Annotated in this window: 26 protein-coding genes; 20 read left to right on the top strand and 6 right to left on the bottom strand. The window is 56.7% G+C overall.

The window, feature by feature from the left end; translation table 11 throughout:
• The first annotated feature begins 166 nt into the window (after positions 1 to 166).
• On the top strand, positions 167 to 1,789 hold the full coding sequence (locus tag Q0903_RS09395) for a GMC family oxidoreductase N-terminal domain-containing protein (protein ID WP_299414818.1): 1,623 nt from the start codon (positions 167 to 169) through the stop codon (positions 1,787 to 1,789).
• A 28-nt stretch (positions 1,790 to 1,817) separates the two neighbouring features.
• Complete coding sequence (locus Q0903_RS09390; RefSeq protein ID WP_299029627.1) at positions 1,818 to 3,434, top strand: long-chain-fatty-acid--CoA ligase; 1,617 nt, start codon at positions 1,818 to 1,820, stop codon at positions 3,432 to 3,434.
• 25 nt (positions 3,435 to 3,459) lie between these two features.
• On the opposite strand, the gene Q0903_RS09385 is transcribed toward Q0903_RS09390, so the two are convergent.
• Both Q0903_RS09385 and Q0903_RS09380 read right to left on the bottom strand, forming a co-directional pair.
• Positions 3,460 to 4,476: a Hint domain-containing protein gene (locus Q0903_RS09385; RefSeq protein ID WP_299414816.1), complete on the bottom strand. Its 1,017-nt coding sequence runs from the start codon at positions 4,474 to 4,476 to the stop codon at positions 3,460 to 3,462.
• Between the two features lie 145 nt (positions 4,477 to 4,621).
• The gene (locus Q0903_RS09380) at positions 4,622 to 5,539 is read right to left on the bottom strand and encodes a LysR substrate-binding domain-containing protein (RefSeq protein ID WP_299414815.1); all 918 of its coding nucleotides are present in this window, start codon (positions 5,537 to 5,539) and stop codon (positions 4,622 to 4,624) included.
• Positions 5,540 to 5,658: 119 nt separating this feature from the next.
• Here Q0903_RS09380 and katG point away from each other — a divergent pair, with 119 nt between their 5' ends.
• Complete coding sequence (gene katG / locus Q0903_RS09375) at positions 5,659 to 7,878, top strand: catalase/peroxidase HPI (protein WP_299414813.1); 2,220 nt, start codon at positions 5,659 to 5,661, stop codon at positions 7,876 to 7,878.
• Between the two features lie 82 nt (positions 7,879 to 7,960).
• Here the strand turns inward: katG and Q0903_RS09370 are convergent, their stop codons facing one another.
• Entirely contained in the window at positions 7,961 to 8,599 is a 639-nt protein-coding gene (locus Q0903_RS09370) for a hemolysin III family protein (RefSeq protein ID WP_299414811.1), read from the bottom strand.
• Positions 8,600 to 8,860: 261 nt separating this feature from the next.
• Between Q0903_RS09370 and Q0903_RS09365 the strand changes: the two genes are divergently transcribed.
• From Q0903_RS09365 to Q0903_RS09350, 4 genes are all read left to right on the top strand, one after another.
• Positions 8,861 to 9,277 (top strand): VOC family protein, encoded by a 417-nt coding sequence (locus tag Q0903_RS09365; protein ID WP_299414809.1) that lies wholly within the window; start codon positions 8,861 to 8,863, stop codon positions 9,275 to 9,277.
• A gap of 93 nt (positions 9,278 to 9,370) precedes the next feature.
• On the top strand, positions 9,371 to 10,651 hold the full coding sequence (locus Q0903_RS09360) for a branched-chain amino acid ABC transporter permease (RefSeq protein ID WP_299414808.1): 1,281 nt from the start codon (positions 9,371 to 9,373) through the stop codon (positions 10,649 to 10,651).
• 145 nt (positions 10,652 to 10,796) lie between these two features.
• A complete protein-coding gene (locus tag Q0903_RS09355; RefSeq protein ID WP_299414806.1) occupies positions 10,797 to 11,285 on the top strand; it encodes a twin-arginine translocation pathway signal in 489 nt (162 codons plus the stop codon).
• Positions 11,286 to 11,311: 26 nt separating this feature from the next.
• Entirely contained in the window at positions 11,312 to 11,902 is a 591-nt protein-coding gene (locus Q0903_RS09350; RefSeq protein WP_299414804.1) for a ferric reductase-like transmembrane domain-containing protein, read from the top strand.
• Between the two features lie 36 nt (positions 11,903 to 11,938).
• Here the strand turns inward: Q0903_RS09350 and Q0903_RS09345 are convergent, their stop codons facing one another.
• The 3 genes from Q0903_RS09345 to Q0903_RS09335 all read right to left on the bottom strand — a co-directional run bounded on the left by Q0903_RS09345 (position 11,939) and on the right by Q0903_RS09335 (position 13,867).
• Positions 11,939 to 12,994 (bottom strand): YeeE/YedE family protein, encoded by a 1,056-nt coding sequence (locus Q0903_RS09345; RefSeq protein WP_299414802.1) that lies wholly within the window; start codon positions 12,992 to 12,994, stop codon positions 11,939 to 11,941.
• 48 nt (positions 12,995 to 13,042) lie between these two features.
• Positions 13,043 to 13,378, bottom strand: coding sequence for a metalloregulator ArsR/SmtB family transcription factor (locus tag Q0903_RS09340; protein WP_299416026.1), 336 nt, complete (start codon positions 13,376 to 13,378; stop codon positions 13,043 to 13,045).
• A 108-nt stretch (positions 13,379 to 13,486) separates the two neighbouring features.
• On the bottom strand, positions 13,487 to 13,867 hold the full coding sequence (locus Q0903_RS09335) for a hypothetical protein (protein WP_299414801.1): 381 nt from the start codon (positions 13,865 to 13,867) through the stop codon (positions 13,487 to 13,489).
• 69 nt (positions 13,868 to 13,936) lie between these two features.
• Here Q0903_RS09335 and Q0903_RS09330 point away from each other — a divergent pair, with 69 nt between their 5' ends.
• The 13 genes from Q0903_RS09330 (at position 13,937) to hemA (ending at position 25,443) form a co-directional block, all read left to right on the top strand.
• Positions 13,937 to 14,677, top strand: a complete 741-nt coding sequence (locus Q0903_RS09330) for a cytochrome c biogenesis protein CcdA (RefSeq protein ID WP_299414799.1) — start codon at positions 13,937 to 13,939, stop codon at positions 14,675 to 14,677.
• 16 nt (positions 14,678 to 14,693) lie between these two features.
• A complete protein-coding gene (locus Q0903_RS09325; RefSeq protein WP_299029662.1) occupies positions 14,694 to 15,257 on the top strand; it encodes a thioredoxin family protein in 564 nt (187 codons plus the stop codon).
• A gap of 119 nt (positions 15,258 to 15,376) precedes the next feature.
• The gene (gene soxX, locus Q0903_RS09320; RefSeq protein ID WP_299029665.1) at positions 15,377 to 15,850 is read left to right on the top strand and encodes a sulfur oxidation c-type cytochrome SoxX; all 474 of its coding nucleotides are present in this window, start codon (positions 15,377 to 15,379) and stop codon (positions 15,848 to 15,850) included.
• Positions 15,851 to 15,896: 46 nt separating this feature from the next.
• The gene (gene soxY / locus Q0903_RS09315) at positions 15,897 to 16,313 is read left to right on the top strand and encodes a thiosulfate oxidation carrier protein SoxY (protein WP_299029667.1); all 417 of its coding nucleotides are present in this window, start codon (positions 15,897 to 15,899) and stop codon (positions 16,311 to 16,313) included.
• A gap of 20 nt (positions 16,314 to 16,333) precedes the next feature.
• On the top strand, positions 16,334 to 16,663 hold the full coding sequence (gene soxZ, locus Q0903_RS09310) for a thiosulfate oxidation carrier complex protein SoxZ (RefSeq protein WP_299029670.1): 330 nt from the start codon (positions 16,334 to 16,336) through the stop codon (positions 16,661 to 16,663).
• Between the two features lie 25 nt (positions 16,664 to 16,688).
• Positions 16,689 to 17,534: a sulfur oxidation c-type cytochrome SoxA gene (soxA, locus tag Q0903_RS09305; protein ID WP_299029673.1), complete on the top strand. Its 846-nt coding sequence runs from the start codon at positions 16,689 to 16,691 to the stop codon at positions 17,532 to 17,534.
• 95 nt (positions 17,535 to 17,629) lie between these two features.
• Positions 17,630 to 19,333 (top strand): thiosulfohydrolase SoxB, encoded by a 1,704-nt coding sequence (soxB, locus tag Q0903_RS09300; protein WP_299414796.1) that lies wholly within the window; start codon positions 17,630 to 17,632, stop codon positions 19,331 to 19,333.
• Positions 19,334 to 19,362: 29 nt separating this feature from the next.
• Positions 19,363 to 20,643, top strand: a complete 1,281-nt coding sequence (gene soxC, locus Q0903_RS09295) for a sulfite dehydrogenase (RefSeq protein ID WP_299029678.1) — start codon at positions 19,363 to 19,365, stop codon at positions 20,641 to 20,643.
• The gene (locus Q0903_RS09290) at positions 20,627 to 21,694 is read left to right on the top strand and encodes a c-type cytochrome (RefSeq protein ID WP_299414794.1); all 1,068 of its coding nucleotides are present in this window, start codon (positions 20,627 to 20,629) and stop codon (positions 21,692 to 21,694) included. The genes soxC and Q0903_RS09290 overlap by 17 nt, the downstream gene beginning before the upstream one ends.
• 4 nt (positions 21,695 to 21,698) lie before the next feature.
• Positions 21,699 to 22,403, top strand: coding sequence for a c-type cytochrome (locus Q0903_RS09285; protein WP_299414792.1), 705 nt, complete (start codon positions 21,699 to 21,701; stop codon positions 22,401 to 22,403).
• Between the two features lie 28 nt (positions 22,404 to 22,431).
• Positions 22,432 to 23,700, top strand: a complete 1,269-nt coding sequence (locus Q0903_RS09280) for an NAD(P)/FAD-dependent oxidoreductase (RefSeq protein WP_299414790.1) — start codon at positions 22,432 to 22,434, stop codon at positions 23,698 to 23,700.
• Between the two features lie 85 nt (positions 23,701 to 23,785).
• A complete protein-coding gene (locus Q0903_RS09275; protein WP_299029690.1) occupies positions 23,786 to 24,223 on the top strand; it encodes a DUF302 domain-containing protein in 438 nt (145 codons plus the stop codon).
• Entirely contained in the window at positions 24,223 to 25,443 is a 1,221-nt protein-coding gene (gene hemA / locus Q0903_RS09270) for a 5-aminolevulinate synthase (protein ID WP_299029693.1), read from the top strand. The genes Q0903_RS09275 and hemA overlap by 1 nt, the downstream gene beginning before the upstream one ends.
• Positions 25,444 to 25,456 lie beyond the last annotated feature (13 nt).

The following is a 25,456-nucleotide window of genomic DNA, read 5'->3' as shown; positions in this document are numbered from 1 at the left end:
CACAAGGCCGCTGTGCGATTACGCTACGTGACAGCGGTGTCGCAGCCAGTTAGCGATGGACAGCCCTTTTCATCTTTGGCTTATTTCGCGCGTACGGACCATGCCCGCCTGCTTTGGTGGTTCATGTCTAAACGTGGCGCTCCGCGTATCTGGGAGGATGGTGCGAATGGCTTATGACTATATAATTGTTGGCGGTGGATCGGGTGGCGCCACATTGGCGGCGCGGCTGAGCGAGGATCCCGACGTAACAGTCTGCTTGCTGGAGGCAGGGGGCACGGGCAAGCATCTGCTGATCCGAACGCCTGCTGCCGTTGTCGCGATGTTACCTGGTTGGGGCAAGATTTCGAACTGGGCTTTCAAGACTGTCCCGCAAAAGGGGCTGAACGGCCGCATGGGCTATCAGCCGCGGGGCAAGGCGCTGGGCGGATCGAGTGCCATCAACGCGATGTTGTATGTGCGCGGACAGCGTGAAGACTATGACGGTTGGGCCGCGCAAGGGTGTGACGGCTGGGATTGGGACAGTGTGCTGCCATATTTCCTGCGCTCCGAAGGCCATCAGGATGGCGAGGCAGAATTGCACGGTGGCGCGGGACCGCTTCAGGTTTCGCACCAGAAATCACCGCGCCCGATTACCCGCGCCTTTATCGACGCGGCCAGCCGTTTGCAGCACCGCGAAGTTGCCGATTTCAATTTGGGTGATAACGAAGGTGTGGGTCTGTATCAGGTTACGCAATTCCATGATACCGCGCGCGCAGGCGAACGCTGCTCGGCGGCTGCGGCCTATCTTCATCCTGTGATGTCGCGGCCCAACCTGACGGTGATTACCAACGCCCACGCCACGCGTTTGTCGCTGGACGGCAAGCGCGCGACAGGTGCGCATTACCGCGTGGGCAAGCAGGAAAAACATGTTGCCGCAAACCGCGAAGTGATCCTGTGCGGCGGGGCGTTTAACTCGCCCCAGTTGCTGCAGCTGTCCGGCATCGGACGGGCAGAGGATTTGGCCCCCCACGGGATCGAGGTAAGGCATGAGCTGGCTGGTGTGGGTCAGAACCTGCAGGACCATCTGGATTTCACGCTGGGCTATAAATCAAAAGACACTGACAATTTTGGTATCGGTCTGCGGGGTACGGTTAATCTTGCCAAACATATACTTGAGTGGCGCAAGACGGGGCGTGGCATGTTGGCGACGCCTTTTGCCGAAGGGGCGGCGTTCCTGAAAACCGATCCTGCTATTAAGCGGCCCGACATCCAGATACATTTCGTTATCTCGGTGGTGGATGATCACGCACGCAAACTGCATCCGGGCTATGGCTACAGCTGTCATGTCTGCGTTCTGCGGCCCGCCTCACGCGGGACAGTGACGTTGGCCAGCAGTGATCCTATGGCCGCGCCCGCCATTGACCCCAACTATCTTGCTGAAGAAAGCGATCTGCAGACGCTTATCAAGGGGGCCAAGATGTCACGCGACATCATGAAAACTCCGCCGCTTGCCGCATATGAGCACAAAGAACTGTTCGGCATCCATGACGGGATGAGCGATAGCGACTGGGAGCAGACTATTCGCAACCGCGCTGACACCATTTATCACCCTGTCGGGACCTGCAAAATGGGTGTCGATGATATGGCCGTTGTCGATCCACAATTGCGGGTACACGGGATGCAGGGCCTTCGCGTGGTGGATGCCTCCGTCATGCCGACAGTCACCAGCGGTAATACCAACGCCCCTACAATCATGATCGCGGAGCGCGCAGCAGATTTCATCAAAGCGGACGCGACAGCGGCGCAATAGACAGACCAATTAAACGGGAGAAGATACTATGCTTGGACAAATGATGCAGATGCCGCTCACCATCGGCAGCCTGATTGACCATGCCGCACGGTTTCATACCAAAGGCGAAATCGTTTCGGTAGAGACAACGGGTGGTGTCGAGAACACCACATGGGGCGAGGTTGGTGCAAATGCGCATCGTCTGGCATCTGCGCTGCGCAAGCTGGGGCTGGAAGAGGGCGCGCGCTGTGGCACAATCGCGTGGAACAACCGGCGTCATCTGGAGATCTACTTTGGTGTTGCGGGGGGTGGGTACGTCTGCCACACAATCAACCCGCGCATGGGCCCCGAGCAGATGGTCTATGTCATCAACCATGCCGAAGATCAGGTCTTGTTTATTGACGCGACCTTTGTGCCGGCGGCGGGCAAACTGGCCCCTGCACTCAAGCACACCAAACATATTGTCATGTTGGGCCCGCGCGACGAGGCCGCAGCCGAGGCTGTTCCCGGGTTGCTGTTTTTTGACGAATTGCTGGAGACGGGCGATGCGTCAGAGGCTTGGCCAACACTGGACGAGAATGCGGCCTCCAGCCTGTGCTATACCTCCGGCACAACGGGCGATCCCAAAGGCGTTCTGTATTCGCACCGCTCAACAGTTCTGCATTCGATCGCGGGCAACCAGCCTGACGGCCTCAACATTTCGGCAATGGATACGGTTTTGCCAGTGGTGCCTATGTTCCACGTCAATGCGTGGGGTGTTCCGTACGTCGCCGCACTTACGGGCTGCAAGCTGGTTCTGCCCGGGCCCAACCTTGACGGCAAGAGCCTTGTCAATCTGATCGACAGCACAGACACAACACTGGCGCTGGGCGTTCCAACGATCTGGATGGGTCTGCTGGGTGCTTTGGCCGAGACGGGATCGAAACTGCCAAGCCTCAAGCGCACAGTTGTCGGTGGCTCGGCCCTGCCACCCTCGATGATCCCGAAATTCGCGGAATTCGGTGTTGATCTGGTGCATGCATGGGGGATGACGGAAACGTCGCCTCTTGGCTCTATGAACCAGCTGCTGCAGCGCCACACCAAGCTGAGCGCGGAAGATCAGGCCGCGATCCGTCTGGGGCAGGGGCGCCCGCCCTTTGGTGTAGACCTGCGCGTGGTCGACGAGACAGGCAAAGAGCTGCCCCATGACGGCGAGGCGCAGGGCGATCTGCAAATTCGCGGACCGTGGATTGTGGATACATATTTTGGAAAAGACGCGCCCGCGCTTACCGACGATGGCTGGTTCGACACGGGCGATGTGGCCACGATTGATGACGAAGGCTTTATGATCATCCGCGACCGTTCAAAAGATATTATCAAGTCGGGTGGTGAGTGGATTTCCACTGTGACACTTGAGAATATCGCAATCTCGCACCCCGCGATCGCCAATGCCGCGGCTATTGCCGCATTGCACGTGAAATGGGACGAGCGGCCTGTTCTGGTTGCGATTAAATCGGGCGAGGTCAGCGAGGAAGAGTTGCTGGCTTTCTACAAAGGCAAAGTGGAAAGCTGGCAGGTGCCAGACCGCGTGATCTTTGTGGATGAATTGCCCATCGGATCAACAGGGAAGGTCCAGAAAAACAAGCTGCGCGAAGAGTTTGGTAAAGTGCTGCTGGACGCTGGCTGATAGGTGCCGTTAAGGGCGTGCTGCATCAGGCGGCGCGCCCTTTGGTGAGGTATGATATTGGTTGAGTCACGGCACGTTCATCTGAGAGCGCGGTCTGTAAAACCAACCGCGCTTCGGCGTATTTAAGGATCGGACGGGCGGATTTCATCGGGTAGAACGCCAGGCTGCATCCGTTGGTCCGGGTTGCCTGTTGTACCAGACGCTTGCTGGCCTGATCGCCCCAAAAAAGTGTTTCGCAAAAAGCGCCCTCTGCCTCGATTAGATGGTGTCGGGGCAGTAGAATATGCACATAGCAGATTTGCTGGCAGGGCTGTACGCGGATGCTGTGGCCGTTTGCAAAAGCCTTGGCGGGTGCGAGGGCTTCGTCCATTCCGAACAACAGTTGTAACCGGGGTGATCTGACAAGCACGCGGTGCTGTTGTGAGAGGCGCAGCGGCCGTGTGTTGCCGATGCTTTGGGCGTCAAACCAGATAGGTGCGGCACCTTCGCTTCCCTTTCCGTGCCATTGGGTGGCCCATTCAATGGCGACAGCGCCCGCATCAACAGTGCAGACCAAATCACCACGACACAAATCACCGGCAGGGATTGGCCCACGGGGTGTGCGGATCAGTGTTTCGGCGGCGAAGCAAACGAATTTGTGGTCATAGTCGGGCTGCGTGTCTGTTGTGTAAAATCCCGGTTCTGCGTCAGGGTTGTAGTTATCCGTATACCACTGCTCGACATCGAAGCCGGGGGTCCAGATCACTTGGGCTGTGTCGCCGTTTGCGTCCACACCCTCCAGCACGATCACGCCACCTGAATCGGGAGCGGCATCAGACCGCACAACCACCGCATTCTGGATGCTGCCGCCATTCCAACTTATATCATAGGTATCGCCAATTTCGAATAATCGCGGATCGCTGTCGCTGTTCTGTGGCGTCACCACCAGATTGGTCGAGCTTTGCGGCGGGTTGTCGAATGTCGACTGTCCCGGTGCTGAATCTACGTTGCTGCCTGTCGAAGTCGCAAATTCGTTGTCCACACCAAAAAACTGTAGCGGCATGATTTACCTCCCTCGCTAGGTGGTAGCTAGCGTGGGGGCGTTTTTCAGATGTTTAACAACGCGGATCAAAGTGCATCGAATTTGAGCGAGCCTGCTGGTTCAACGGATCATTCACTGCTTTGGACTTGGGCGTTCGGCAATTGCCTCAGAGGGGCTGCGCCCCTGTGGTGCGCTGGGCCATAGCTGCCGCGCGCACCAGTTGTGAGAGACCCTCCAGATGTTCTGACAGGGCAGATGATTTGCGCCAGATCATACCTACAGTGCGTTTGGGATAGGGCGCACCCATGACTGCGATGCTCACATCAGCCGAACGCGTCTCGACCGATACGGCCATTTCGGGGATCAGGGTTACCCCGATGCCAGCCCCAACCATTTGTACAAGCGTACTGAGCGATGAGCCATCAAGCCCTTCACGCGGAAGGGTATTTCGTGTGGCGCAAAACGATAGCGCCTGATCGCGAAAACAATGGCCCTCTTCAAGCAAGAGCAGCTTCATCTGGCTCAGCATTTCCATGTCGGGTACGGGGTGGTCCGCATGGTGGGCAGGGCGGACAAGTACCATTGCCTCGTCAAACAGGGCCACTTCGGTAAAGGCCTGTTCGGACAGGGGAAGTGCCACAATAGCGCAGTCCAGTTTACCGTCGCCTAATTCCTCAATCAGGCGGTGCGTCATCGTTTCGCGCACCAGCAGATCAATCTCGGGATGGGCGGCAGTGATATGGCCGATGACGGAGGGCAGCAGATACGGTGCAATTGTGGGGATGACGCCAATACGCAACCGTCCTAGCGCCGCGCCGCTTGCTGCGCGCGCCATATCGGCAAGCGCTTCGGCGTTGCGCAAAATCTCACGTGCACGCGTGCCAAATTGCGCGCCAAAAGGCGTCAGTCGCACGGTGCGCGCACTCCTCTCGAACAGTTGCTGGCCAAGCGCCGCTTCCAACGTGGCAATCTGCGCCGAGAGGGCAGGCTGCGAGATTGCACACAGCTCCGCCGCGCGGCCGAAATGGCTGGTGCGGGCGATGGCTTCGAAATATCGCAGCTGCTTCAGAGTAAAGTTTATCATAACTTCATCTTATCACAAGAATTGGAAAATCAAACTTAAACATATCGCACAGCTTTGTTAGAATGATTCCAGAGGCGGGCGAATCCCCGCGATAATCCCACGATATCGGAGAGAGCAAAATGGACGGATCAGACAACGGTGCACAGGGCGGCTGCCCAATGGGTTTTGGCGCGGCAAAGCAGGCAACAAACTCCGCGCGGTCCAACCGCGAATGGTGGCCCAACCAGCTTAACCTGAAGATGCTGCACCAGAACCAGCCCGCTAGCGATCCGATGGGCGGCACGTTCAACTACGCCGAGGCGTTCAAGCAGCTTGATCTGGATGCTGTCAAATCCGACATTTACGCCTTGATGAAAGACAGCCAAGACTGGTGGCCCGCAGATTACGGCCACTATGGCCCCTTCTTTATCCGTATGGCTTGGCACAGTGCAGGGACCTATCGCACGGCGGATGGCCGCGGTGGTTCTTCCTCTGGCACGCAGCGTTTTGCGCCGCTGAATTCGTGGCCCGATAACGGCAACCTTGATAAAGCCCGCCGTCTGCTGTGGCCCATCAAACAAAAATACGGCAATAAAATTAGCTGGGCCGACCTGATGATCCTCGCGGGCAATTGCGCGCTTGAAGACATGGGCTTTGAGACATTCGGTTTTGCCGGTGGTCGCGAAGATATTTGGGAGCCCGAAGAGGACATCTATTGGGGGTCCGAGGAAATCTGGCTGGAGGAATCTGGCGGTGCGAACAGCCGTTACAGCGGCAAGCGCGATCTTGAGAACCCGCTAGCTGCGGTCCAGATGGGTCTGATCTATGTGAATCCCGAAGGGCCGGACGGCAACCCCGATCCGCTCGCCTCGGCGCATGACATCCGCGATACATTCGCGCGGATGGCCATGAACGACGAAGAAACAGTGGCGTTGGTTGCCGGTGGCCACACGTTTGGTAAAGCACACGGCGCAGGCGATGCAGCCCATGTCGGCTCAGAGCCCGAGGGCGCGCCGATTGAGGCGCAAGGCTTTGGCTGGCTCTCGACCTACGAGAGTGGCAAGGGCTTGCATGCAATCACATCTGGTATCGAGGGGGCGTGGACGCCAACACCGATCACGTGGGATATGTCCTATTTCGACACTCTGTTGGGCAATGAGTGGGAACTTACAAAATCTCCCGCAGGCGCGCAGCAGTGGAAGCCCGCAGCTGGTGCCATGGCAGACGCCGTGCCAGACGCGCACAGCGATGCCAAGCACCCACCGATGATGACAACAGCTGACATGGCCATGAAAATGGACCCCGCCTATCTGGAGATTTCCAAGCGGTTCCATGCCAACCCTGACCAGTTCGCCGATGCTTTTGCGCGCGCGTGGTTCAAGCTGTGTCACCGTGATATGGGCCCAACTAGCCGCTATCTAGGCAAAGAAGCGCCAACAGAAGTGCTGGTCTGGCAGGATCCAATCCCGACACCGGATCATGCGCTGATCGGTGACGCGGATATCGCCGAGCTGAAAAAGCAGATTCTCGCGTCCGGTCTATCCACGTCCGAGCTGGTTTCGGTTGCCTGGGCCTCTGCATCGACCTTCCGCGGGTCGGACAAGCGTGGTGGTGCTAATGGTGCGCGCATCCGCCTTGCACCGATGAAGGACTGGGAAGTGAACCAGCCTGCGCAACTCGCCAAGGTACTGGACAAGCTGGAGAATATCCGCACGGAGTTCGGCAAGCCGGTCTCGATTGCGGATATGATCGTACTTGCAGGAACTGCTGCTGTTGAGGCTGCGGCCAAAGCGGGCGGTCACGATGTGACGGTTCCCTTTACGCCGGGCCGTGGCGATGCCACCCAAGAGCAAACAGATGTGGAAAGCGTCGACGTTCTCAAGCCCGTAGTAGACGGTTTCCGCAACTACCAAAGCCGTGAGTTCAAAGTCTCGGCCGAGGAGCTGTTGGTGGATCGCGCACAGTTGCTGACACTGACGGCACCTGAAATGACCGTTCTTGTTGGTGGCCTGCGTGTGTTGGGCGCTAATTATGACGGGGCAAGCCACGGTGTCTGGACAGACAAACCCGGCACGCTGAGCAACGACTTCTTCCGCGCGCTGATGGATATGAGTGTGACGTGGAAAGCAGCCGACGAGGCACAGGATGTCTTTGAGGCGCGCGACACGGAAACGGGCGACGTCAAGCGCACAGGCACACGTGTTGATCTGGTCTTTGGCTCCAACAGCCAATTGCGTGCCCTGGCCGAGGTTTATGCAGCTGGTGATGGCGAGGCGTTGTTTGTGCAGCAGTTCGTCGATGCTTGGGTCAAAGTAATGGAGCTTGACCGCTTTGATCTGGACCGCTCTGTCCTGCGCTAAGCCGCATTAAGCAAACATATGGCGCGCGCACGAAGGTGCGGGCGCCATTTCTTTATGCGGTGCTGAGGTGGCGGGTGGGCGACTAGAACAGTGCCAGCCAAATTCCCGCAAACATCGCGATACCGCCAAAGTTGACCCAGCAATGCCAGATCGCATAGCGAAACGGCATTGTTTTGCGAGCATAAAAGGCGGTGCCAACCACATAGCACAGCGCGCCTGCAAGAATGCACCATAGGGTGGCCCATGGCACATCGCCAAGGTCCGGAACTGCGGACAGTCCCAATGCGCCGAGTCCAAGATATGAGGCGGTAGACCATTTTGATTTAATCACTGCGTTCGTGATCTTGTTCCAGATTGCAACCGCTGTCAGCGCCCAGCAAACCCACAAGAGGGTCGTCGTCCAGCCTGTTCCCGCGAAGACAAAGAATGGCGTGAATGTCCCTGTAATACTTGGATAAATCGCTGCGTGGTCAATGCGCCGTAGCAGCGTGCGCTGCCCGTGCCATGGCGCGAAATGATACGCCCATGAGGCGAGGTTCGAGACCAGCGCGCAAACGACATAAATGCTCACAGCCCAGAACAGGGGTGTCGACAATTGTGCAGCTGCTCGCGTGATCACAATGCTTCCCGCGACGATGATTAGCAACAGACCCGTCACGTGTACGGCCATATCTGCACGCCTGTGGATGGGGTTCACGCTGGGGTAAGTCTCTGGTGTCATGATAAATCCTGCACTGTCTGCGCGTGCGTTACGCGTGATCGGCGCGGGTGTCTAGCATGTGGGGTCCTGCGTTGGATGCCATAGTGTAGCGGGTAGGTGGCCCAGATCGCGCAGTGCCGCAGATTTACAGCCCGTCACAAGCAGGCCGAATGACACGTTCTGCAACGGCTTTGCCCAGTGGTTGTGAGGCGGGCTGCATCGTGCATTAGGCTGTTGTGATCGCCTCTTGCGTGCTTGGTCTGTCTGGGTCACGCTGCGACTATGAAACTCAAACTCCATCATATCAACCTATGCTCGTCCAACGTGGCCGAGATGGATCGCTTTTACCGCGAGGTTCTCACACTGGGTGATGAAGATCCTGCCGAACTTCCCCCTCTGAACGAAGAAAAGGGATTGGTGGGGGATGTCTCGTTTGTCACAGACGGGGATATCCAGATGCATCTGACCCCGCGCGATGTTCTGAACTCGTTTCGCTCGGGGCAGGTGGTCAACCCGCTGGAGCGGGGGCACATCGCCTACCGAACCGATGACATTGCGGAGTTCATGGCACATCTTGACACGCAAGGTGTGCCCTATTCGGATTGGGGCAGTAATGCTGTCAAAGGTTGGCATCAGGTGTTTTTCTATGACCCCGACGGCAATGTGATCGAGGTCCACCAGATTGTGGATGTTGAATAGCGCCAAAGGCGTGCCGCGCGCCTTGGAAACCTGTTGCACAAACGCTGGGTCGGGAACCAAGTCTGTGACCACCAGCGTGCTGCTGCCCGCCTCATGAAAGACCCCCTGCGATCCTCGCCCAGTGCAATTGCAGGTCCTTCGGTTCTGCTGCGCTTGATGCCTTGGGGCATTGCGGTGCTGGTGCTTTTGTTGCTCCCGCATGTTTTTGTGGCAAACTCGACCATCACGATCATGAGCCAGATGGCGATCACCATCGTTTTTGCGCTGTCCTATAACATGTTGCTGGGTCAGGCTGGCATGCTGAGTTTTGGCCATGCGATCTATCTGGGATTTGGCGGTTTCATGTGCATCCATGTGATGAACCATTTACAGGCGACTGGTATTTCTGTGCCGCTGCCTTTTCTGCCCATATTCGCGGGATTGTTCTCGATGGGTATGGCGATGGTCATCGGATCGTTTTCAACGCGCCGCTCTGGTGTGGTTTTCGCGATGATATCGCTGGGTATGGTCGAGCTGGTCGCCTCGTTTTCAATCATAGGATACTCGTTCTTTCGCGGCGGCGGGGTCAGCGGCGATCGAACGCTGGGGGTGCCCTTTTTCGGGGTAGAGTTCCTGCGCCAGATCGAAGTCTATTACCTGATTTCGTTCTGGCTGGTTGTCAGTGTGGGGCTGATGTACCTGTTTACCCTCACACCGATGGGGCGGATGGCAAATGCTGTGCGCGACAACCCCGAGCGCGCCGAATTTCTGGGATACTCCGCACGCTGGGTACGATTTTATTCCTTTTGTGCGGCGGGGTTCTTTGCTGGTGTGGCAGGTGGACTGTTTGCCATAAACTATGAATTGGCCACGGCGGATAACCTTACGGTGCAGGCCTCTGGCACGATCTTGATGATCGCCTTTCTGGGAGGCATCGGCATTTTCTTTGGGCCGATCCTTGGGGCTGTGGTTTTCACCCTGCTGCAAACGGTGCTGAGCCTGCACACTGATCTTTGGCAGCTTTACGTCGGCGTCTTGTTTCTTGCGACTGTGATGTTCTTTCCCACAGGTCTGGCAGGTGTATTGATGTTGCATGTCTCGGTGATGCGGCGGCAGGGGGCGGGGCGATTGGCGGTGCCGTATCTCAAGACCGTTGCGCCTGCGTTGGTCGGCGTTATGGGCGCTATCGCTTTGGTTGAGTTGGTATTTCACAGTCGCCATATTGCGCGTGGCGGGGAGGAGATGACCCTGTTTTGGATCACATTCCATACCTCGAGCCCCGCACCCTGGATGCTTGCTGTGGTGCTTGCGCTGGTCGGTGTATGGGGTGCAAAACGGAATGCGCCTGCATTGATACATGTCTGGCAAACGGTTGAGCAGACGGCCGTGCGATAGGCTGAACTGGTTGTGTACTGGGCGCTCCCGCAGCTTTGATGGCAATTTGTCGCTATGGCATTTGGCTTCAGGCCGTGCTGCGCTATTATTTTGGGTGGGCCAGCGTTGCCCGCAAAACGGTGAATCAACGACTGGAGAAAGCAAAATGTCCGATGTTGTCACAACCCGCCGCAGTCTTTTGTTGACCAGCAGTGCCGTCTTGGCTGTTGGAGCACGCGGGCTGATTTCGCCATTGGCGGCACAGAATATTGCGCCAACACCTACAATGCGGGGCGGTGCAAATAACTATCGCGCTGGCGCGCCGATCGTAGAACGTATTGGCGGCGGCGGTTTTTGGATGACAGGCACAGTACGGCGCGCGGGCGATGGCGCGCCGCTGGGCGGGATGCGCATCCAGATATGGGCGCATACAACCGAAGGTCATGAACGCGATCCGCAGAGCCACGGCGCAACGCTCACTGATGAAAACGGTAACTTTCGGTTGGAAATGCCACAGATTGTTCCGGCATTCGGGCAGGCTCACGGGCATCTTGCCTATGATGATCCAGAGTATGAGACCGTTTTCTTGCGCCCTGTCATGGCCAGCGCCAGCGACAAGACCCTGAACGCGGACTTTGTCCTAAAACCGGCCTAAGGCGCGTGTGGCGTAGACAATCCAAAATGCCGCGCTTCGTTTTTGTCTGGGGGCTTTGGGGGCTCGCGCTTTTGATTCCGCTTGTTGCAGCTGTTCAGAGCCCTGTTTTGGCATGGCGTCAGCCCGTCTATATCTTGGGTGGTTTTGCTGGGATTGCGGGATTGTTGCTGCTTTTGGTCCAGCCAATTCTTGCAGCGGGGATGCTGCCGGGGCTTTCGGGGCGGATGGCGCGTATGGCACATCGCGCAACGGGTGGTCTGCTGGTTGCTTTTGTCGTTCTGCATGTGCTGGGTCTTTGGCTGACCAGCCCGCCTGATGTGGTTGATGCGCTGCTGTTCAGATCGCCGACGCCTTTTGCGGTCTGGGGTGTCGCTGCCATGTGGGGGCTGTTCATGACTGCTGTTCTGGCCAGATTTCGCAGGCGTCTGCATCCAACAGTCTGGCGGCGCATGCATACAGGTCTTGCGTTGGTGATTGTTGCTGGAACTGTTGTACACGCAGTATTGATCGAGGGCGCGATGGAAACGGTCACCAAATCATTACTTTGTGTGCTGGTGTTAAGTATAACGCTGAAGGTCGTGTTTGATCTTTGGCGCAGGACGTCGCGCCCGCGCTGAAAGGGGTTTGCGATCTGAACACAGGCTGAGACAATATCAGACGGGCGGGCCAAATCCCCAGATCAACTGACGTAATCCAATGGCGGCGCCGATCATAATGCACACAAGCGTCACTGGCGCACCATAAGCAAGGACTGAAAACGCAGAGAGGCCTTGCCCCACACTGCATCCCACAGCAATTACCGCCCCCACACCCATAAGGACGGCACCGATGATCTGGCGGCGCAATTCTCGTGGATCATCGCAGGCTTCCCAGCGGAATTGCCCTTTGATGAGACTGCCCAGCAAAGCGCCTATTACCACGCCCACGACCGAACCCGTTCCAAAACTGATCGAGTTGCCCGAGGAGGTCATCGCATAGATCACAGTTTCGCCAATAGGGGCAGAGAATGTATGACTAACAATCGCTGTCGCGTCATAGCCATGCTCGGCCACCCAATTGGTGCCTGCCCAACCAGATACGATGGCCAGCCCGACAACGACGCCCCATATGATATAGCTGGGCGCACTGCGTAATTCACGGCTGATTAGCGTGGCGCCAAGAATCCCCACACCGAGGATGATCCCCGCCGTCTCGGTCGGCATTCCGGTGATACCTGACAGTGCATGCGCGTAGGAGGGGGAGTCGGCGGTGGGTTGCGGCGAGGGGAAGAGCCAAGTGCGCAAGGGATAAAGCGGGCCGCCCAAGGTCACGTAGGCCGAAATGCCCATTACGAGGACGATCAGCAATGATCGCAAGTCACCACCGCCCACACGCGCCAAAGCGCCGTAACCGCAGTTTCCGGCAAGGGCCATCCCATATCCAAACAGCAGCCCCCCGAACACACTGGCCAAAGGGTTCCAACTGATAGCGAGATAAAGCGTTTGCTGTAGCGACAGCAGGCCTAACGCCGATAGGCCGAAAGTACCGATCACCGCGACCCCAATCGCGATGCCCCACATCTGCAGGCGTAAAGCGCTTTCACCATAGTAGAGGTCTTCGATTGCTCCTAGCGTGCAAAACCGCCCGATCCGTGCAGCAAGTCCAAGCGCCACGCCGCCCAAAAGCCCGATTAAGGCAACGAGCGTAGGTTCTGACATGTGGTCAAGCATACGGGGTACAATATAAGCGGTCAGGCAGAGTTATGCGGCGCGATGGCGTCACTTCTTCTGACAAAACAGCTCATAAACAACTTCCATGATCTGCTTGGGCCGATCGTCAGCAAGGCTATAATAGATCGTTTTCCCATCGCGGCGGGGGGTAACCAGCCCCTCAAGACGCAACCGCGACAGCTGTTGTGACACGGCGGCCTGCCGCGCAGACAGAAGGGTTTCAAGCTCGGTCACGGACTTTTCGCCCGAGGCGAGGTGGCAGAGGATCATCAGGCGGCCCTCATGGCTGATCGCCTTGAGGAAATTGGACGCTTCGACGGCGTTGGCCGCCATCTTGTCCAAATCTTCCGCACACATGTTAACGTCAAAGACAGGCAGGCCCATAGTTTCCCCAATGCTTGGATCGTGGTTGGCATCTAAGGCCCGATCATGCGTGTTCATACTGTCCATTACCTCTCGGCACAATGCGTTGTTGTTGGGCAACATAGTGCATCATTCAGGTATTGCAATGTTTGCGGTAGTGAGCATTTGTCGCAGGAGGCCCCAAAAGAAATCTTCCCCCGGATATCCCTCAAGGCGGGATACCTCTACACCATCGCGCATCAATACAAAGGTGGGGGTGAAATGAAGCGAGCGCGCAAATGTAAAGTCTGCGGGGCGCGGGGCGTGGATGTCCATCCGCAACAGGGGAGCGGCCTGACCCTCACCGGTTTTCGGGTAGATGTCTGCAATTTCGCGGTTCCAGCGAGCGCACCATATGCAGCCCTTTTCCTCTACCATGACCAATCGGGTGTCTGCGCGCACAGGAAATGCAGCGAGTAGGGCCAGCAGGCCCGAAACGCAGATGGTAAAAAGTAAAACACGAAGCGACATGGAAATTGACCTCACATTGTCAGATAACGTAATATGAATATGTGAATAATACAAGATTGGTGCGCCGTCATGATGGATATCACGTTTATAGGTGCGGCTTTGGCAGGGCTCTTGTCCTTTTTGTCGCCGTGCATCCTGCCTATGGTCCCTTTCTATCTGAGCTATCTTGCGGGGGTAGGCATGACCCAGATTTCCGCTGATGCGCAGATTGACGGGCGCACGCGTACCCGCGCTGTTCTGGCTGCTTGTTGTTTTGCGGCTGGCGTGATCACGATCTTTATGGGGCTGGGTGCCGCCGCGACGATGTTCGGGCAAGTTGTTCGAGAGTATTTCGACATCCTGCGCTGGATTGCTGCTGCGATCATCATTGCTATGGGGCTGCATTTTCTAGGCGTTATCCGCATCGGCATATTGTACCGCCAGCTTCGGGCTGATGCGGGGGGCTCTTCCAGTGTCAGTTACGTTGGCGCATATGTAATCGGGCTGGCGTTTGCATTTGGCTGGACGCCGTGCGTGGGGCCGGTGCTGGCAGCAATCCTGTTCACGGCCGCGGGTGCTGAGACTGCGTCAACCGGGGCGTGGTTGCTGTTTGTCTACGGGGTTGGCATGACGGCACCGTTTATTCTGGCAGCTTTGTTTATCGGGCCTTTCATGCGCTGGATGCACCGTTTTCGCCGGCATCTTGGGACAATTGAAAAAGTGATGGGGGGCATGCTGATTGTCTTCGGCATCCTGATTGCTACCAATTCAATGAATTACATCGCGCAGCTGATGTTGGAGATATTCCCCGACTTTGGCGCCTTGGGATAATGCGGAAGGATACCTAATGAGACATCTGTTAGTTGCATGTGCGGCCTTGCTTATGTGTGTCACGGGCGCGCTGGCGGCCAGTCTGGGGGATGACGGCCTACACAAGGCACCGTGGATGCGGGACACCTTCAAGGACATGTCCGAGGATCTTGCAGAGGCGAACAGCGAAGGCAAACGCCTTATGGTGATCGTTGAGCAGCGCGGCTGTATCTACTGCAAAAAGATGCATGAAGAGGTCTTTCCGCTCCCTGAAATTGCCGAATACATCAGCGAGAACTTCTTTGTCGTGCAGATCAACATGTTTGGCGATGTCGAAGTTACCGACTTTGACGGTGAGACACTGCCCGAGAAAGAAATGGTCAAAAAATGGGGTGCTTTGTTTACCCCGATGATTCTCTTTTTCCCGACAGAAGTTGGCGATGATGTCTCGGCATCGCAAGCGGCGGTGGCACAGATGCCCGGAGCGTTTGGGCGATATACTACATTCAACATGCTCAACTGGGTGGTTGAAGAAGGGTATGCCGGGGAAGAAGGTTTCCAGAAATATCATGCGCGTAAGTTTGCCGAGCAAAACCAGTAATGCGTTATAGTGCACGTTTTTCGACTATCAAATAATAAAATTCAATTAGTTGAATTTGATGTTGCGTCATCACAAAACTGTGCGCTACGGTATACCAAATTCAGTGTTTGGGAGGACGCATGAGAAAATCTGTCATAACAGTCATCGCGGCAGGGCTTACAGCGACGCTCGTGCAGGCCGAAGAAGTAAAGCCTACCGCAGTCAGCTATAACGAGGGCGCCGTAGAGCAGTCATTGTCGGGTATGGCCGGTGATGCCGCAAACGGGCGGATCATTGTTGGCGACAAAGGGCAGGGCAACTGTGTTGCATGCCATCAGGTTACCGATCTGGCTGATGTGCCGTTTCACGGTGAAATCGGCCCGATGCTGGACGGCGCGGGCGAGCGTTGGTCCGAGGCGGAGCTGCGCGGGATCGTTGCGAATGCAAAGATGATGTTTGAGGACAGCATGATGCCGTCTTTCTACAAGACCGACGGTTTCACGCGCCCGGGCAACGCCTACACCGGAAAGGCGGCGGATGACACGTTCGGCCCGCTTCTGAGTGCCCAGCAAATTGAAGACGTCGTGGCCTATCTCATGACGCTCAAAGACTAATCACACTCTGTCGAAGTAACCCCCGACGGGGATGAAGGAGATCACAATGGAACTTACACGACGTAATGCCATCGCGCTGGGGGCATCTGCTCTCTTCATCGCTGGCCTGCCGCTTCGCGTATCTGCGGCAACAGAAGATGCAATTGCGGCCTTCACGGGCGGCGCAGAAATTGGCGCTGGCGATATCAGCCTGACTGCACCCGAGATCGCCGAGAACGGCAATACGGTGCCGATCGAAGTGGCATCCGAGACAGCGGCAGAAATTCTGGTGCTGGCCACAGGCAACCCGACACCGGGCGTGGCGACGTTCAAATTTGGCAAGCTGTCTGCGTCTCGCGCAGCGTCTACACGTATCCGCTTGGCTGGTACGCAGGACGTCGTGGCGATCGCCAAGCTTGAGGACGGCTCATTCGTTCAGGCGTCGAGCACCGTCAAAGTAACAATCGGCGGCTGCGGCGGCTAAAGCACTTAGGGAGAAATATCATGGCATCTGGTGTAAAACCACGCGTCAAAGTACCGAAAAAAGCGGCGGCTGGTGATAGCATTACCATCAAGACGTTGATCAGCCACAAGATGGAGTCCGGTCAGCGTAAAGACAAAGAAGGCAACGCGATCCCGCGCTCGATCATCAACCGTTTCACTTGCGATTTTAACGGTGAAAACGTGGTTGATGTGACGATGGAGCCTGCGATCTCGACGAACCCTTACTTTGAATTTGAAGCGACAGTCCCCGAAGCGGGCGAGTTCAAATTCACATGGTACGACGATGATGGCTCTGTCTACGAAGAGACCAAAGCAATCGCAATTGGCTGAACGCAATACTCTTGGGAGGGACACTATGCGGAAACTAACGGGAGCCTTGGTGGCAACGCTGCTTACGACAACGGGCGCATTTGCCGATCCGGTAGATGACAATCTGGTAATCAACGAAGAAACCGCAATTGTGACGCGTACTGCTGCACCTGCGCATGTCTCGGACGCACTGGATGAGGTGATGTCGGGCTGGTTGTTCCGCGGAACCGAGACGCGTGCGATGCAGGCGGATGATTTTGACAATCCGGGCATGATCTTTGTGGAGCAAGCGCAGGACGCTTGGGTAACAGCGGACGGGACCGAGGGCAAATCATGCGCGTCATGTCACAACGACATGGAAAGCATGGCAGGGGTAAAAGCGTCCTATCCAAAGTGGAATGAAGCCGCTGGCGAAGTGCGCACCTTGCAGATGCAGATGAACGATTGCCGCACCAACCGTATGGGCGCCGAGGCATGGGGTTATGACAAAACGCCAGCCATCAATATGGAAGCGGCACTTGCATCTGTTTCTCGCGGTATGCCTGTGAACGTGGCCATTGACGGTCCCGCACAATCTACGTGGGAACTGGGCAAAGAGCTGTATTACACGCGGACCGGCCAGCTTGAACTGTCTTGTGCAAACTGCCACGAAGACAGCTACGGCATGATGATCCGCGCAGACCACCTGAGCCAGGGTCAGGTTAACGGCTTTCCTGTGTACCGTCTGAAAAACACCAAGCTGAACGGCGTACACTCACGCTTTAAAGGGTGTGTCCGCGACACACGCGCCGAAACCTACAGCCCTGGTAGCCCCGAGTTTGTAGCACTCGAGCTTTATGTTGCATCGCGCGGTAATGGGCTGAGCGTCGAAGGCCCATCTGTCCGCAACTAAACCACAAAAACCCCGCCTGAGCGATCTGTGCGGGGTTTTTCCACATCTAACTAATTCATAAATGCGCATATGTATGTGTGACTGGGAGCTTCGGAATGATTTCTCGCCGCGATTTTTTGCAAACCAGCATGGCCGCCGCCGCCGTATACGGTGGCTCCGGCTTTGGAAACTGGTCGCGCCTTGCGGCACAGCAGGCGATGAGCCAAGAAAAACTGCTGGAGTTTGACACATTCGGGAATGTCTCGCTCATCCATATCACGGACATCCACGCGCAGCTAAAGCCGATCTATTTCCGCGAGCCTTCGATCAACATCGGGGTAGGGGGCAACAAGGGCGCTGTGCCGCACATCACGGGTGCCGATTTCCGCAAGCTCTATGGCATCGACGATGGCAGCCCTTCGGCCTATGCGCTGACCTATGATGATTTCAGCGCGCTGGCACAAAGCTATGGCCGTGTTGGGGGACTCGACCGTGTTTCGACAGTGATCAATTCGATCCGTGCGGACCGTCCTGATGCATTGTTGCTGGACGGTGGCGATACATGGCACGGCAGCTACACCTGTTACCATACGCAGGGGCAGGACATGGTGAACGTCATGAACGCGCTCAAACCTGATGCGATGACGTTCCATTGGGAGTTCACGCTGGGGTCCGAACGGGTGAACGAGGTTGTTGAGGGTTTGCCCTTTGCAGCGCTTGGCCAGAACATCTTTGACGCGGAGTGGGACGAGCCAGCGGAGCTGTTCCCACCCTATAAGTTCTTTGAGCGGGGCGGTGTAAAGATCGCCGTCATCGGCCAAGCCTTCCCATATATGCCCATCGCCAATCCGGGCTGGATGTTCCCCGAATACTCCTTTGGTATCCGCGACGAGAATATGCAGGAAATGGTCGATCAGGTGCGTGCCGAAGGGGCCGGACTGGTCGTGCTGTTGTCGCATAACGGGTTCGATGTGGACAAGCAGATGGCCAGCAAAGTCAAAGGCATTGACGTGATCCTGTCGGGGCACACCCATGATGCGCTGCCCGAACCTGTTCTGGTAGGGGAGACGATCATCGTGGCCTCTGGCTCCAACGGAAAATTCGTAAGCCGCGTTGATCTGGACGTGCGCGATGGGCGCATGATGGGGTTCCGTCACAAGCTGATCCCGATTTTTTCAGATGTGATTACGCCTGACGCCGAGGTGACAAAGGTCATTGACGCACAGCGCGAACCATACGCTGACGTATTGAGCGAGGTGATCGGCCGCACGGCAGATGACCAAATGCTCTACCGCCGTGGCAACTTTAACGGCACTTGGGATGATCTGATTTGTGACGCGCTGATTTCCGAACGTGAGGCAGATATTGCTCTGTCGCCGGGTGTGCGCTGGGGGCCGAGCGTTCTACCAGGTCAGGACATTACACGGGAAGACATCTGGAACGTCACCTCGATGAGCTACGGCGAAGCCTACCGCACTGAAATGACGGGAGAGTTCCTGCATGTGGTGCTGGAGGATGTAGCCGATAACCTGTTCAATCCTGACCCCTATTACCAGCAGGGGGGGGATATGGTCCGTGTGGGCGGCCTCGGCTACCGCATTGATGTGACCAAGCCGCAGGGTGACCGCATCACCGAGATGACCTTGCTCAAGACCGGCGAGGCGATTGACCCCTCCAAAACATACCAAGTGGCGGGTTGGGCCTCGGTCAACGAAGGCACCGAAGGGCCTCCGATCTGGGATGTGGTTGAGGCACATATCGCAAAGCAGGGGACGATCTCCCTTGATCCAAACAACAGTGTGACAGTGGTCGGCGCGTGAGCGGGCCAAAGCGACAGGAGACGTCTGGCATGGCAGAGCAAGATACATCAAATACATCGCGGCGCGCGTTTTTGCGCGGTGCGGCAGCGGCAGGTGCGGGTGCGCTGACAGCCACGACCGCAAAAGCGCAAACGCCTGACCCGCTCATCACTGAAGTGCAGGAATGGGCGCAAGCCTTTGGCGAAGGTGTGGATGAGACGCCCTACGGCCTGCCGATCAGCTATGAAGACGATGTGGTACGCCGCAACGTGGAATGGCTCACCGCGGATACGGTAAGTTCGATCAACTTTACGCCAATCCATGCGCTTGACGGAACCATCACCCCGCAGGGCTGCGCGTTCGAACGTCATCACTCGGGTGCGATTGATTTGAAGAAAAGTGATTATCGTTTGATGATCAACGGGTTGGTAGACACTCCATTGGTATTTACGTACGCCGATCTGGAGCGCTTTCCGCGCGAGAACCATGTGTATTTCTGCGAATGCGCGGCCAATACGGGCATGGAATGGGCGGGCGCACAGCTGAACGGTGCGCAGTTCACCCACGGTATGATCCACAATATGGAATATACAGGCGTGCCGCTGCGCACACTGCTTGAGGAAGCGGGTCTGGATACCGCTGGTGATCTCAAGGACAAATGGGTCTTTGTCGAGGGGGCGGATGCCTCGTCCAATGGCCGCTCTATCCCGATGGAAAAGGCGCTGGATGATTGCCTGATTGCGTTCAAGGCTAACGGTGAGGCGCTGCGCAAGGAGCACGGCTATCCTGTCCGTCTTGTGGTGCCCGGTTGGGAAGGGAACATGTGGGTTAAGTGGATCCGCCGCATCGAGGTTACGGACGGCCCCGTCGAGAGCCGTGAGGAGACCAGCAAATACACCGATGTTCTCGAAGACGGTATCGCGCGTAAATGGACATGGACGATGGACGCGAAGTCTGTTGTCACAAGCCCCAGCCCCCAATCGCCCATCACCCACGGCACTGGCCCACTGGTGATTTCTGGTCTGGCATGGTCTGGCAACGGCGCGATCACCCGCGTGGATGTCTCCAAGGACGGCGGCATGACATGGGAGACGGCGCGTCTGGCCAAGGAAGGCGAGAGCAAAGCGCTCACCCGCTTCTATCTGGACACCGAATGGGACGGCTCAGAGATGATGTTGCAAAGCCGCGCCATCGACGAGACTGGCTATATCCAGCCGACAAAAGCGCAGCTGCGCGACGTGCGCGGACTGAACTCAATCTATCACAACAACTGCATCCAGACATGGTTGGTGCGCAGCAACGGCGAGGCTGAAAATGTCGAAGTTTCTTAAATCTACCGCAATCCTTGCAGCGCTTTCACTGACGGCGACGCCTGTGTTGGCCGAGAAATTCGGCCTTGGCCGTGCGGCATTGCCCGAAGAGATCGCGGCGTGGGACGGTGAGATCAGCGCCGATGGTACAGGCCTTCCAGAAGGGTCGGGGGATGCAATTATTGGTGAAGAGATCTTTGCCACCCAATGTGCAGCCTGCCACGGTGATTTTGCAGAAGGTATTGATAACTGGCCTAAACTCGCAGGTGGTGCTGATACGTTGGACCATGAAGATCCGCTGAAGACAGTGGGCTCTTATTGGCCTTACCTGTCTACAGCATTTGACTATATCAAGCGGTCCATGCCTTACGGCAACGCTGGCACGCTGAGTGATGACGAAACCTATGCCATCGTCGCCTACATCCTTTATTCCAACGATCTGATTGATGATGACTTTGTGCTTAGCAAGGACACGTTCTTTGACGTTGAAATGCCTAATGCGTATGGCTTTATCGTCGATAACCGTGCCGAGACAGAATATGCGATCTGGAGCGGCGAGCCTTGCATGGAGAACTGCAAGGACGGGCCAGTGAAAGTAACGATGCGCGCGATGGTTCTCGACGTTACACCGCAAGAAGAAAGTACCGAAGAGGCTTCGGCCGAGCCGGAGCAGGAGGCGGTTGTGGCTGAAGCCGCGCCTGTTGCCGAGGAAGCACCGGCAGAGCCAGTGGTTGTCGCGGCATCGTTTGACGCGGCACTGGCGGCAGATGGCGAGAAAGTATTCCGCAAATGCAAATCCTGCCATCAGGTAGGTGACGGCGCCAAAAATCGTGTCGGGCCTGTTTTGAACGGGATCGTCGGCCATGCAGCAGGTGCAGTCGAGGGGTTCAAATACTCCAAACCGATGGCGGCCGCGGCTGCTGACGGGCTGGTCTGGACCGAGGCAGAATTGGCAGCGTTTCTGGCCAACCCCAAAGGTTATATGAAGCGCACCAAGATGGCTTTTAACGGTCTGAAGAAGGAAGAAGACCAAAAGGCTGTCATCGAATACCTCAAGTCGTTTGCGGACTAGGCGCATGCGATCTGGTTTGACACTCAGCTCGGTTTTCGCAGCGTTTCTGGTGGTCGGGGGTGCGTCTGCCGAGGGACTGGGGGACGCCGAGAAGGGTGCGCAGGTCTATAAGAAATGTGCATCGTGTCATCAGGTAGGCGATGGAGCGAAGAACCGCGTCGGGCCTCAGTTGAACGGCTTGTTCGGGCGCGTGGCGGGCACGGTTGACGGTGCGAAATACTCCGAGAGTATGGTGCGTATGGGCAATGACGGGCTGGTCTGGACGGCGGAAACGCTGGATGCCTATATCGAGAACCCGCGTGCCTTGGTGTCAAAAACGCGGATGAGCTTTCGCGGGATCAAGGATGAGCAACAGCGCAGCGATCTGATGGCCTATTTGCGCATATATTCCGATAACCCTGCAAACATCCCCGAGGCCGAACCCACAGCAACAGGCACGGACCATGATCTGGACCCTGCTATTCTGGCGCTGGAGGGGGATGCCGAATATGGCGAATACCTCGCAAGCGAGTGCAAGACTTGTCATCAAGCCAGCGGTGCAAGCGACGGCATCCCAAGCATCACCCATTGGCCAACAGAAGACTTCGTCGTGGCGATGCACGCTTATAAGCGCAAGCTCAGACCGCACCCTGTCATGCAAATGATGGCTGGCCGCCTGAACGACGAAGAAATTGCGGCCTTGGCTGCGTATTTTAAGGACCTCGAATAACGGGGCTACACTCTGGGAGGAGAAAACAATGACATTGAACAGACGCATTTTTCTGGGAACGGGGGCTGCTGCGGCGGCCAGCCTTGCCGCGCCTGCCGTTTTTGCGGCGGGTCACGGAAAACCACATGTGGTTGTGGTTGGTGGTGGTGCAGGCGGTGCAACCGCCGCGCGTTATATCGCGAAAGACAGTAAGGGCGAAATTGCTGTCACGCTGATCGAGCCTACGCGCCAGTACTACACCTGCTTTTTCTCAAATCTGTATCTTGGCGGTTTCAAAGAAATGGACGATCTGGGCCATTCCTATGGTGGACTGGCGGCAGGCGGCGTGAATGTTGTGCATGATTGGGCAACAGGCGTGGACCGCGATGCAAAGACTGTGGCGCTGGCGGGTGGCGGATCTGTGGCTTATGACAAGCTGATCCTTTCGCCGGGCATTGATTTTGTCGATGGCGCAGTTGAGGGCTGGGATCTGTCCGCCCAAAACGCCATGCCGCACGCATATAAGGGCGGCAGCCAGACCGAATTGCTCAAGGCACAGTTGATGGCGATGCCCGAGGGCGGTACTTTTGCGATGGTCGCGCCGCCGAACCCCTATCGTTGCCCTCCTGGCCCGTATGAGCGTGTGTCGATGGTGGCCCACTACCTAAAAGCCAACAATCCTACGGCCAAGATTATTGTCGCAGACCCCAAGCCGAAGTTCTCCAAGCAGGGTTTGTTCCAGGAAGGCTGGGCCAACCACTATGAGGGCATGGTCGATTGGATCGGTGATGATTTCGGCGGTGGCAATGTTTCGGTTGATCCGGCAGCGATGACGGTGACGATTGATGGTGAAGTCACCAATGTAGACGTCTGCAATGTCATTCCGGCCATGAAAGCTGGCCGTATCGCCGAGTTGGCCGGTGTCACCGATGGCAACTGGGCGCCTGTGAACGCGGCGGATATGTCGACCAAGGCAGACGCAGATGTGTATGTTCTGGGGGATGCGGCACAGCAGGGCGACATGCCCAAATCGGGCTATTCTGCAAACTCACAAGCCAAGGTTTGCGCCAATGCGGTGCGCGGTGCGTTGACCGGTTCCAAAGTCTTCCCCGCCAAATTCTCAAACACGTGCTGGTCGCTGATCGACACCAACGACGGTGTCAAAGTGGGCGCGACCTATGAGGCCACGGATGAGAAGATTGCCAAAGTGGACGGCTTTATTTCACAGACCGGAGAGACAGCCGAGCTGCGCAAGGCGACGTATGAAGAATCCGAAGGCTGGTATGCAGGCATAACGGCCGACATGTTCGGCGCGTAAAAACCAAAGAGAGCCTTGATCTGGATCAAGGCTCTCTTTTCGCGGATCGGGCAAATTGTTCGGGAAAGCTGAGGGGGAAATACATATGCGATCGTTAATCATTGCAGGTCTTTTAAGCATTGCGGGGCTAACTGCAGCACACGCGCAGGACACGTCTGTCGTATATCCTTTTGACGGCAGTTTCGAAGATGCGACCTTTGGCGTGGAAAGCGCGATCATCGGGAAAGGCCTTGTGATCGACTACGTGAGCCACACAGGCGAGATGCTGAACCGAACAGCGCGTGATGTGGGCAGCGATGTGGTGCTGTTTGAAGAGGCTGACATTTTCGTTTTCTGCTCCGCTGTTTTGTCACGAAAAGTAATGGAGGCAGATCCGATGAACATCGCGCACTGCCCCTACGGTATTTTCGTGGCCAGTAAAGAAGGCGAGGTGATGGTTGGATACCGGACCTATCCCGCCGGACCAATGCAAGAAGTTCAAGCCTTGCTGGATGAAATAGCGCGTGAAGCGGTGGGGAACTAATGGACTATCAGGATTTTTTCAAAACGGCGCTGGATGATCTGCGCGATCAAGGTAACTACCGCGTGTTTGCCGATCTTGAGCGTCACTGTGGAGACTTCCCCCACGCGACGGCGCGCGGGGCCGAGACGGCGGGCGTGACGATCTGGTGCTCGAATGACTATCTTGGGATGGGCCAGCATGCTGGTGTTCTATCCGCCATGCACGAAGCACTGGACCGTTGCGGTGCAGGCGCTGGCGGGACGCGCAACATATCGGGCACGACCCATGACCATGTGCTGCTTGAGGCCGAGCTGGCTGATCTGCATGGCAAAGAATCTGCGCTATTGTTTACCTCCGGCTATGTATCCAACTGGGCAGCCTTGGGCACGCTTGCGGGCCGGATCCCTGACTGCGTTGTGCTGTCGGACGCGCTCAACCATGCTTCTATGATAGAAGGCATTCGCCACTCCAAGGCCGAGCGGATGATCTGGGCGCATAATGATCTTGCCGATCTTGAGGCCAAGCTGGCGTCCTTGCCGCTGGAGCGCCCCAAGCTGATTGCGTTCGAAAGCGTTTATTCAATGGATGGCGATATCGCTCCGATCGAGGCGATCTGCGATCTGGCCGATAAATACAATGCGATGACCTATCTAGACGAAGTCCACGCAGTGGGTCTTTATGGTCCGCGCGGCGGCGGCATTGCAGAGCGTGAAGGCCTGATGGATCGCCTGACCGTCATTGAGGGCACGCTGGGTAAGGCGTTTGGTGTTGTGGGCGGCTATATCGCCGCATCGGCCGAACTGTGCGATTTCGTGCGCAGCTTTGCGAGCGGTTTTATCTTTACCACAGCGCTCCCTCCCGCGGTGGCGGCAGGGGCTGCAGCGTCAATCCGGCATCTCAAGAACAGCAATGCAGAGCGTGACGCCCAGCAGGGTAAGGTTGCAGAAGTGCGTGCGCGTCTTGATGCGATTGGTATCCCCCATGTGGAAAATCCCAGCCATATCATTCCTGTGATGGTGGGTGATCCGCATAAATGTAAATTCATCTCGGACAAGTTGTTGGACGAGCATGGCATTTATATCCAGCCGATCAACTATCCGACCGTCCCCAAAGGCACCGAGCGGCTGCGCATCACGCCATCACCTGTACACAGCGCAGAAGATATCGAGGCGCTGATTGGTGCGTTGGAGGATCTGTGGGCGCAGTGTCAGCTGGCGCGGATGCCAATGGCGGCGCAGTAAGCCCGCGATCGCA

It is taken from the genome of uncultured Sulfitobacter sp. (genome assembly GCF_947502895.1).
In the GTDB taxonomy this organism is placed as follows: Bacteria; Pseudomonadota; Alphaproteobacteria; order Rhodobacterales; family Rhodobacteraceae; genus Sulfitobacter.
This window is presented reverse-complemented; position numbering and strand designations above follow the sequence as displayed.

What these genes read in the sequence shown, in the direction of transcription:
- Q0903_RS09395 (WP_299414818.1), top strand. Translation starts at nt 167, where the DNA reads ATGGCTTATGACTATATAATTGTTGGCGGTGGATCGGGTGGCGCCACA.
- Q0903_RS09390 (WP_299029627.1), top strand. Translation starts at nt 1,818, where the DNA reads ATGCTTGGACAAATGATGCAGATGCCGCTCACCATCGGCAGCCTGATT.
- Q0903_RS09385 (WP_299414816.1), bottom strand. Translation starts at nt 4,476, where the DNA reads ATGCCGCTACAGTTTTTTGGTGTGGACAACGAATTTGCGACTTCGACA.
- Q0903_RS09380 (WP_299414815.1), bottom strand. Translation starts at nt 5,539, where the DNA reads ATGATAAACTTTACTCTGAAGCAGCTGCGATATTTCGAAGCCATCGCC.
- katG (WP_299414813.1), top strand. Translation starts at nt 5,659, where the DNA reads ATGGACGGATCAGACAACGGTGCACAGGGCGGCTGCCCAATGGGTTTT.
- Q0903_RS09370 (WP_299414811.1), bottom strand. Translation starts at nt 8,599, where the DNA reads ATGACACCAGAGACTTACCCCAGCGTGAACCCCATCCACAGGCGTGCA.
- Q0903_RS09365 (WP_299414809.1), top strand. Translation starts at nt 8,861, where the DNA reads ATGAAACTCAAACTCCATCATATCAACCTATGCTCGTCCAACGTGGCC.
- Q0903_RS09360 (WP_299414808.1), top strand. Translation starts at nt 9,371, where the DNA reads ATGAAAGACCCCCTGCGATCCTCGCCCAGTGCAATTGCAGGTCCTTCG.
- Q0903_RS09355 (WP_299414806.1), top strand. Translation starts at nt 10,797, where the DNA reads ATGTCCGATGTTGTCACAACCCGCCGCAGTCTTTTGTTGACCAGCAGT.
- Q0903_RS09350 (WP_299414804.1), top strand. Translation starts at nt 11,312, where the DNA reads ATGCCGCGCTTCGTTTTTGTCTGGGGGCTTTGGGGGCTCGCGCTTTTG.
- Q0903_RS09345 (WP_299414802.1), bottom strand. Translation starts at nt 12,994, where the DNA reads ATGCTTGACCACATGTCAGAACCTACGCTCGTTGCCTTAATCGGGCTT.
- Q0903_RS09340 (WP_299416026.1), bottom strand. Translation starts at nt 13,378, where the DNA reads ATGGGCCTGCCTGTCTTTGACGTTAACATGTGTGCGGAAGATTTGGAC.
- Q0903_RS09335 (WP_299414801.1), bottom strand. Translation starts at nt 13,867, where the DNA reads ATGTCGCTTCGTGTTTTACTTTTTACCATCTGCGTTTCGGGCCTGCTG.
- Q0903_RS09330 (WP_299414799.1), top strand. Translation starts at nt 13,937, where the DNA reads ATGATGGATATCACGTTTATAGGTGCGGCTTTGGCAGGGCTCTTGTCC.
- Q0903_RS09325 (WP_299029662.1), top strand. Translation starts at nt 14,694, where the DNA reads ATGAGACATCTGTTAGTTGCATGTGCGGCCTTGCTTATGTGTGTCACG.
- soxX (WP_299029665.1), top strand. Translation starts at nt 15,377, where the DNA reads ATGAGAAAATCTGTCATAACAGTCATCGCGGCAGGGCTTACAGCGACG.
- soxY (WP_299029667.1), top strand. Translation starts at nt 15,897, where the DNA reads ATGGAACTTACACGACGTAATGCCATCGCGCTGGGGGCATCTGCTCTC.
- soxZ (WP_299029670.1), top strand. Translation starts at nt 16,334, where the DNA reads ATGGCATCTGGTGTAAAACCACGCGTCAAAGTACCGAAAAAAGCGGCG.
- soxA (WP_299029673.1), top strand. Translation starts at nt 16,689, where the DNA reads ATGCGGAAACTAACGGGAGCCTTGGTGGCAACGCTGCTTACGACAACG.
- soxB (WP_299414796.1), top strand. Translation starts at nt 17,630, where the DNA reads ATGATTTCTCGCCGCGATTTTTTGCAAACCAGCATGGCCGCCGCCGCC.
- soxC (WP_299029678.1), top strand. Translation starts at nt 19,363, where the DNA reads ATGGCAGAGCAAGATACATCAAATACATCGCGGCGCGCGTTTTTGCGC.
- Q0903_RS09290 (WP_299414794.1), top strand. Translation starts at nt 20,627, where the DNA reads ATGTCGAAGTTTCTTAAATCTACCGCAATCCTTGCAGCGCTTTCACTG.
- Q0903_RS09285 (WP_299414792.1), top strand. Translation starts at nt 21,699, where the DNA reads ATGCGATCTGGTTTGACACTCAGCTCGGTTTTCGCAGCGTTTCTGGTG.
- Q0903_RS09280 (WP_299414790.1), top strand. Translation starts at nt 22,432, where the DNA reads ATGACATTGAACAGACGCATTTTTCTGGGAACGGGGGCTGCTGCGGCG.
- Q0903_RS09275 (WP_299029690.1), top strand. Translation starts at nt 23,786, where the DNA reads ATGCGATCGTTAATCATTGCAGGTCTTTTAAGCATTGCGGGGCTAACT.
- hemA (WP_299029693.1), top strand. Translation starts at nt 24,223, where the DNA reads ATGGACTATCAGGATTTTTTCAAAACGGCGCTGGATGATCTGCGCGAT.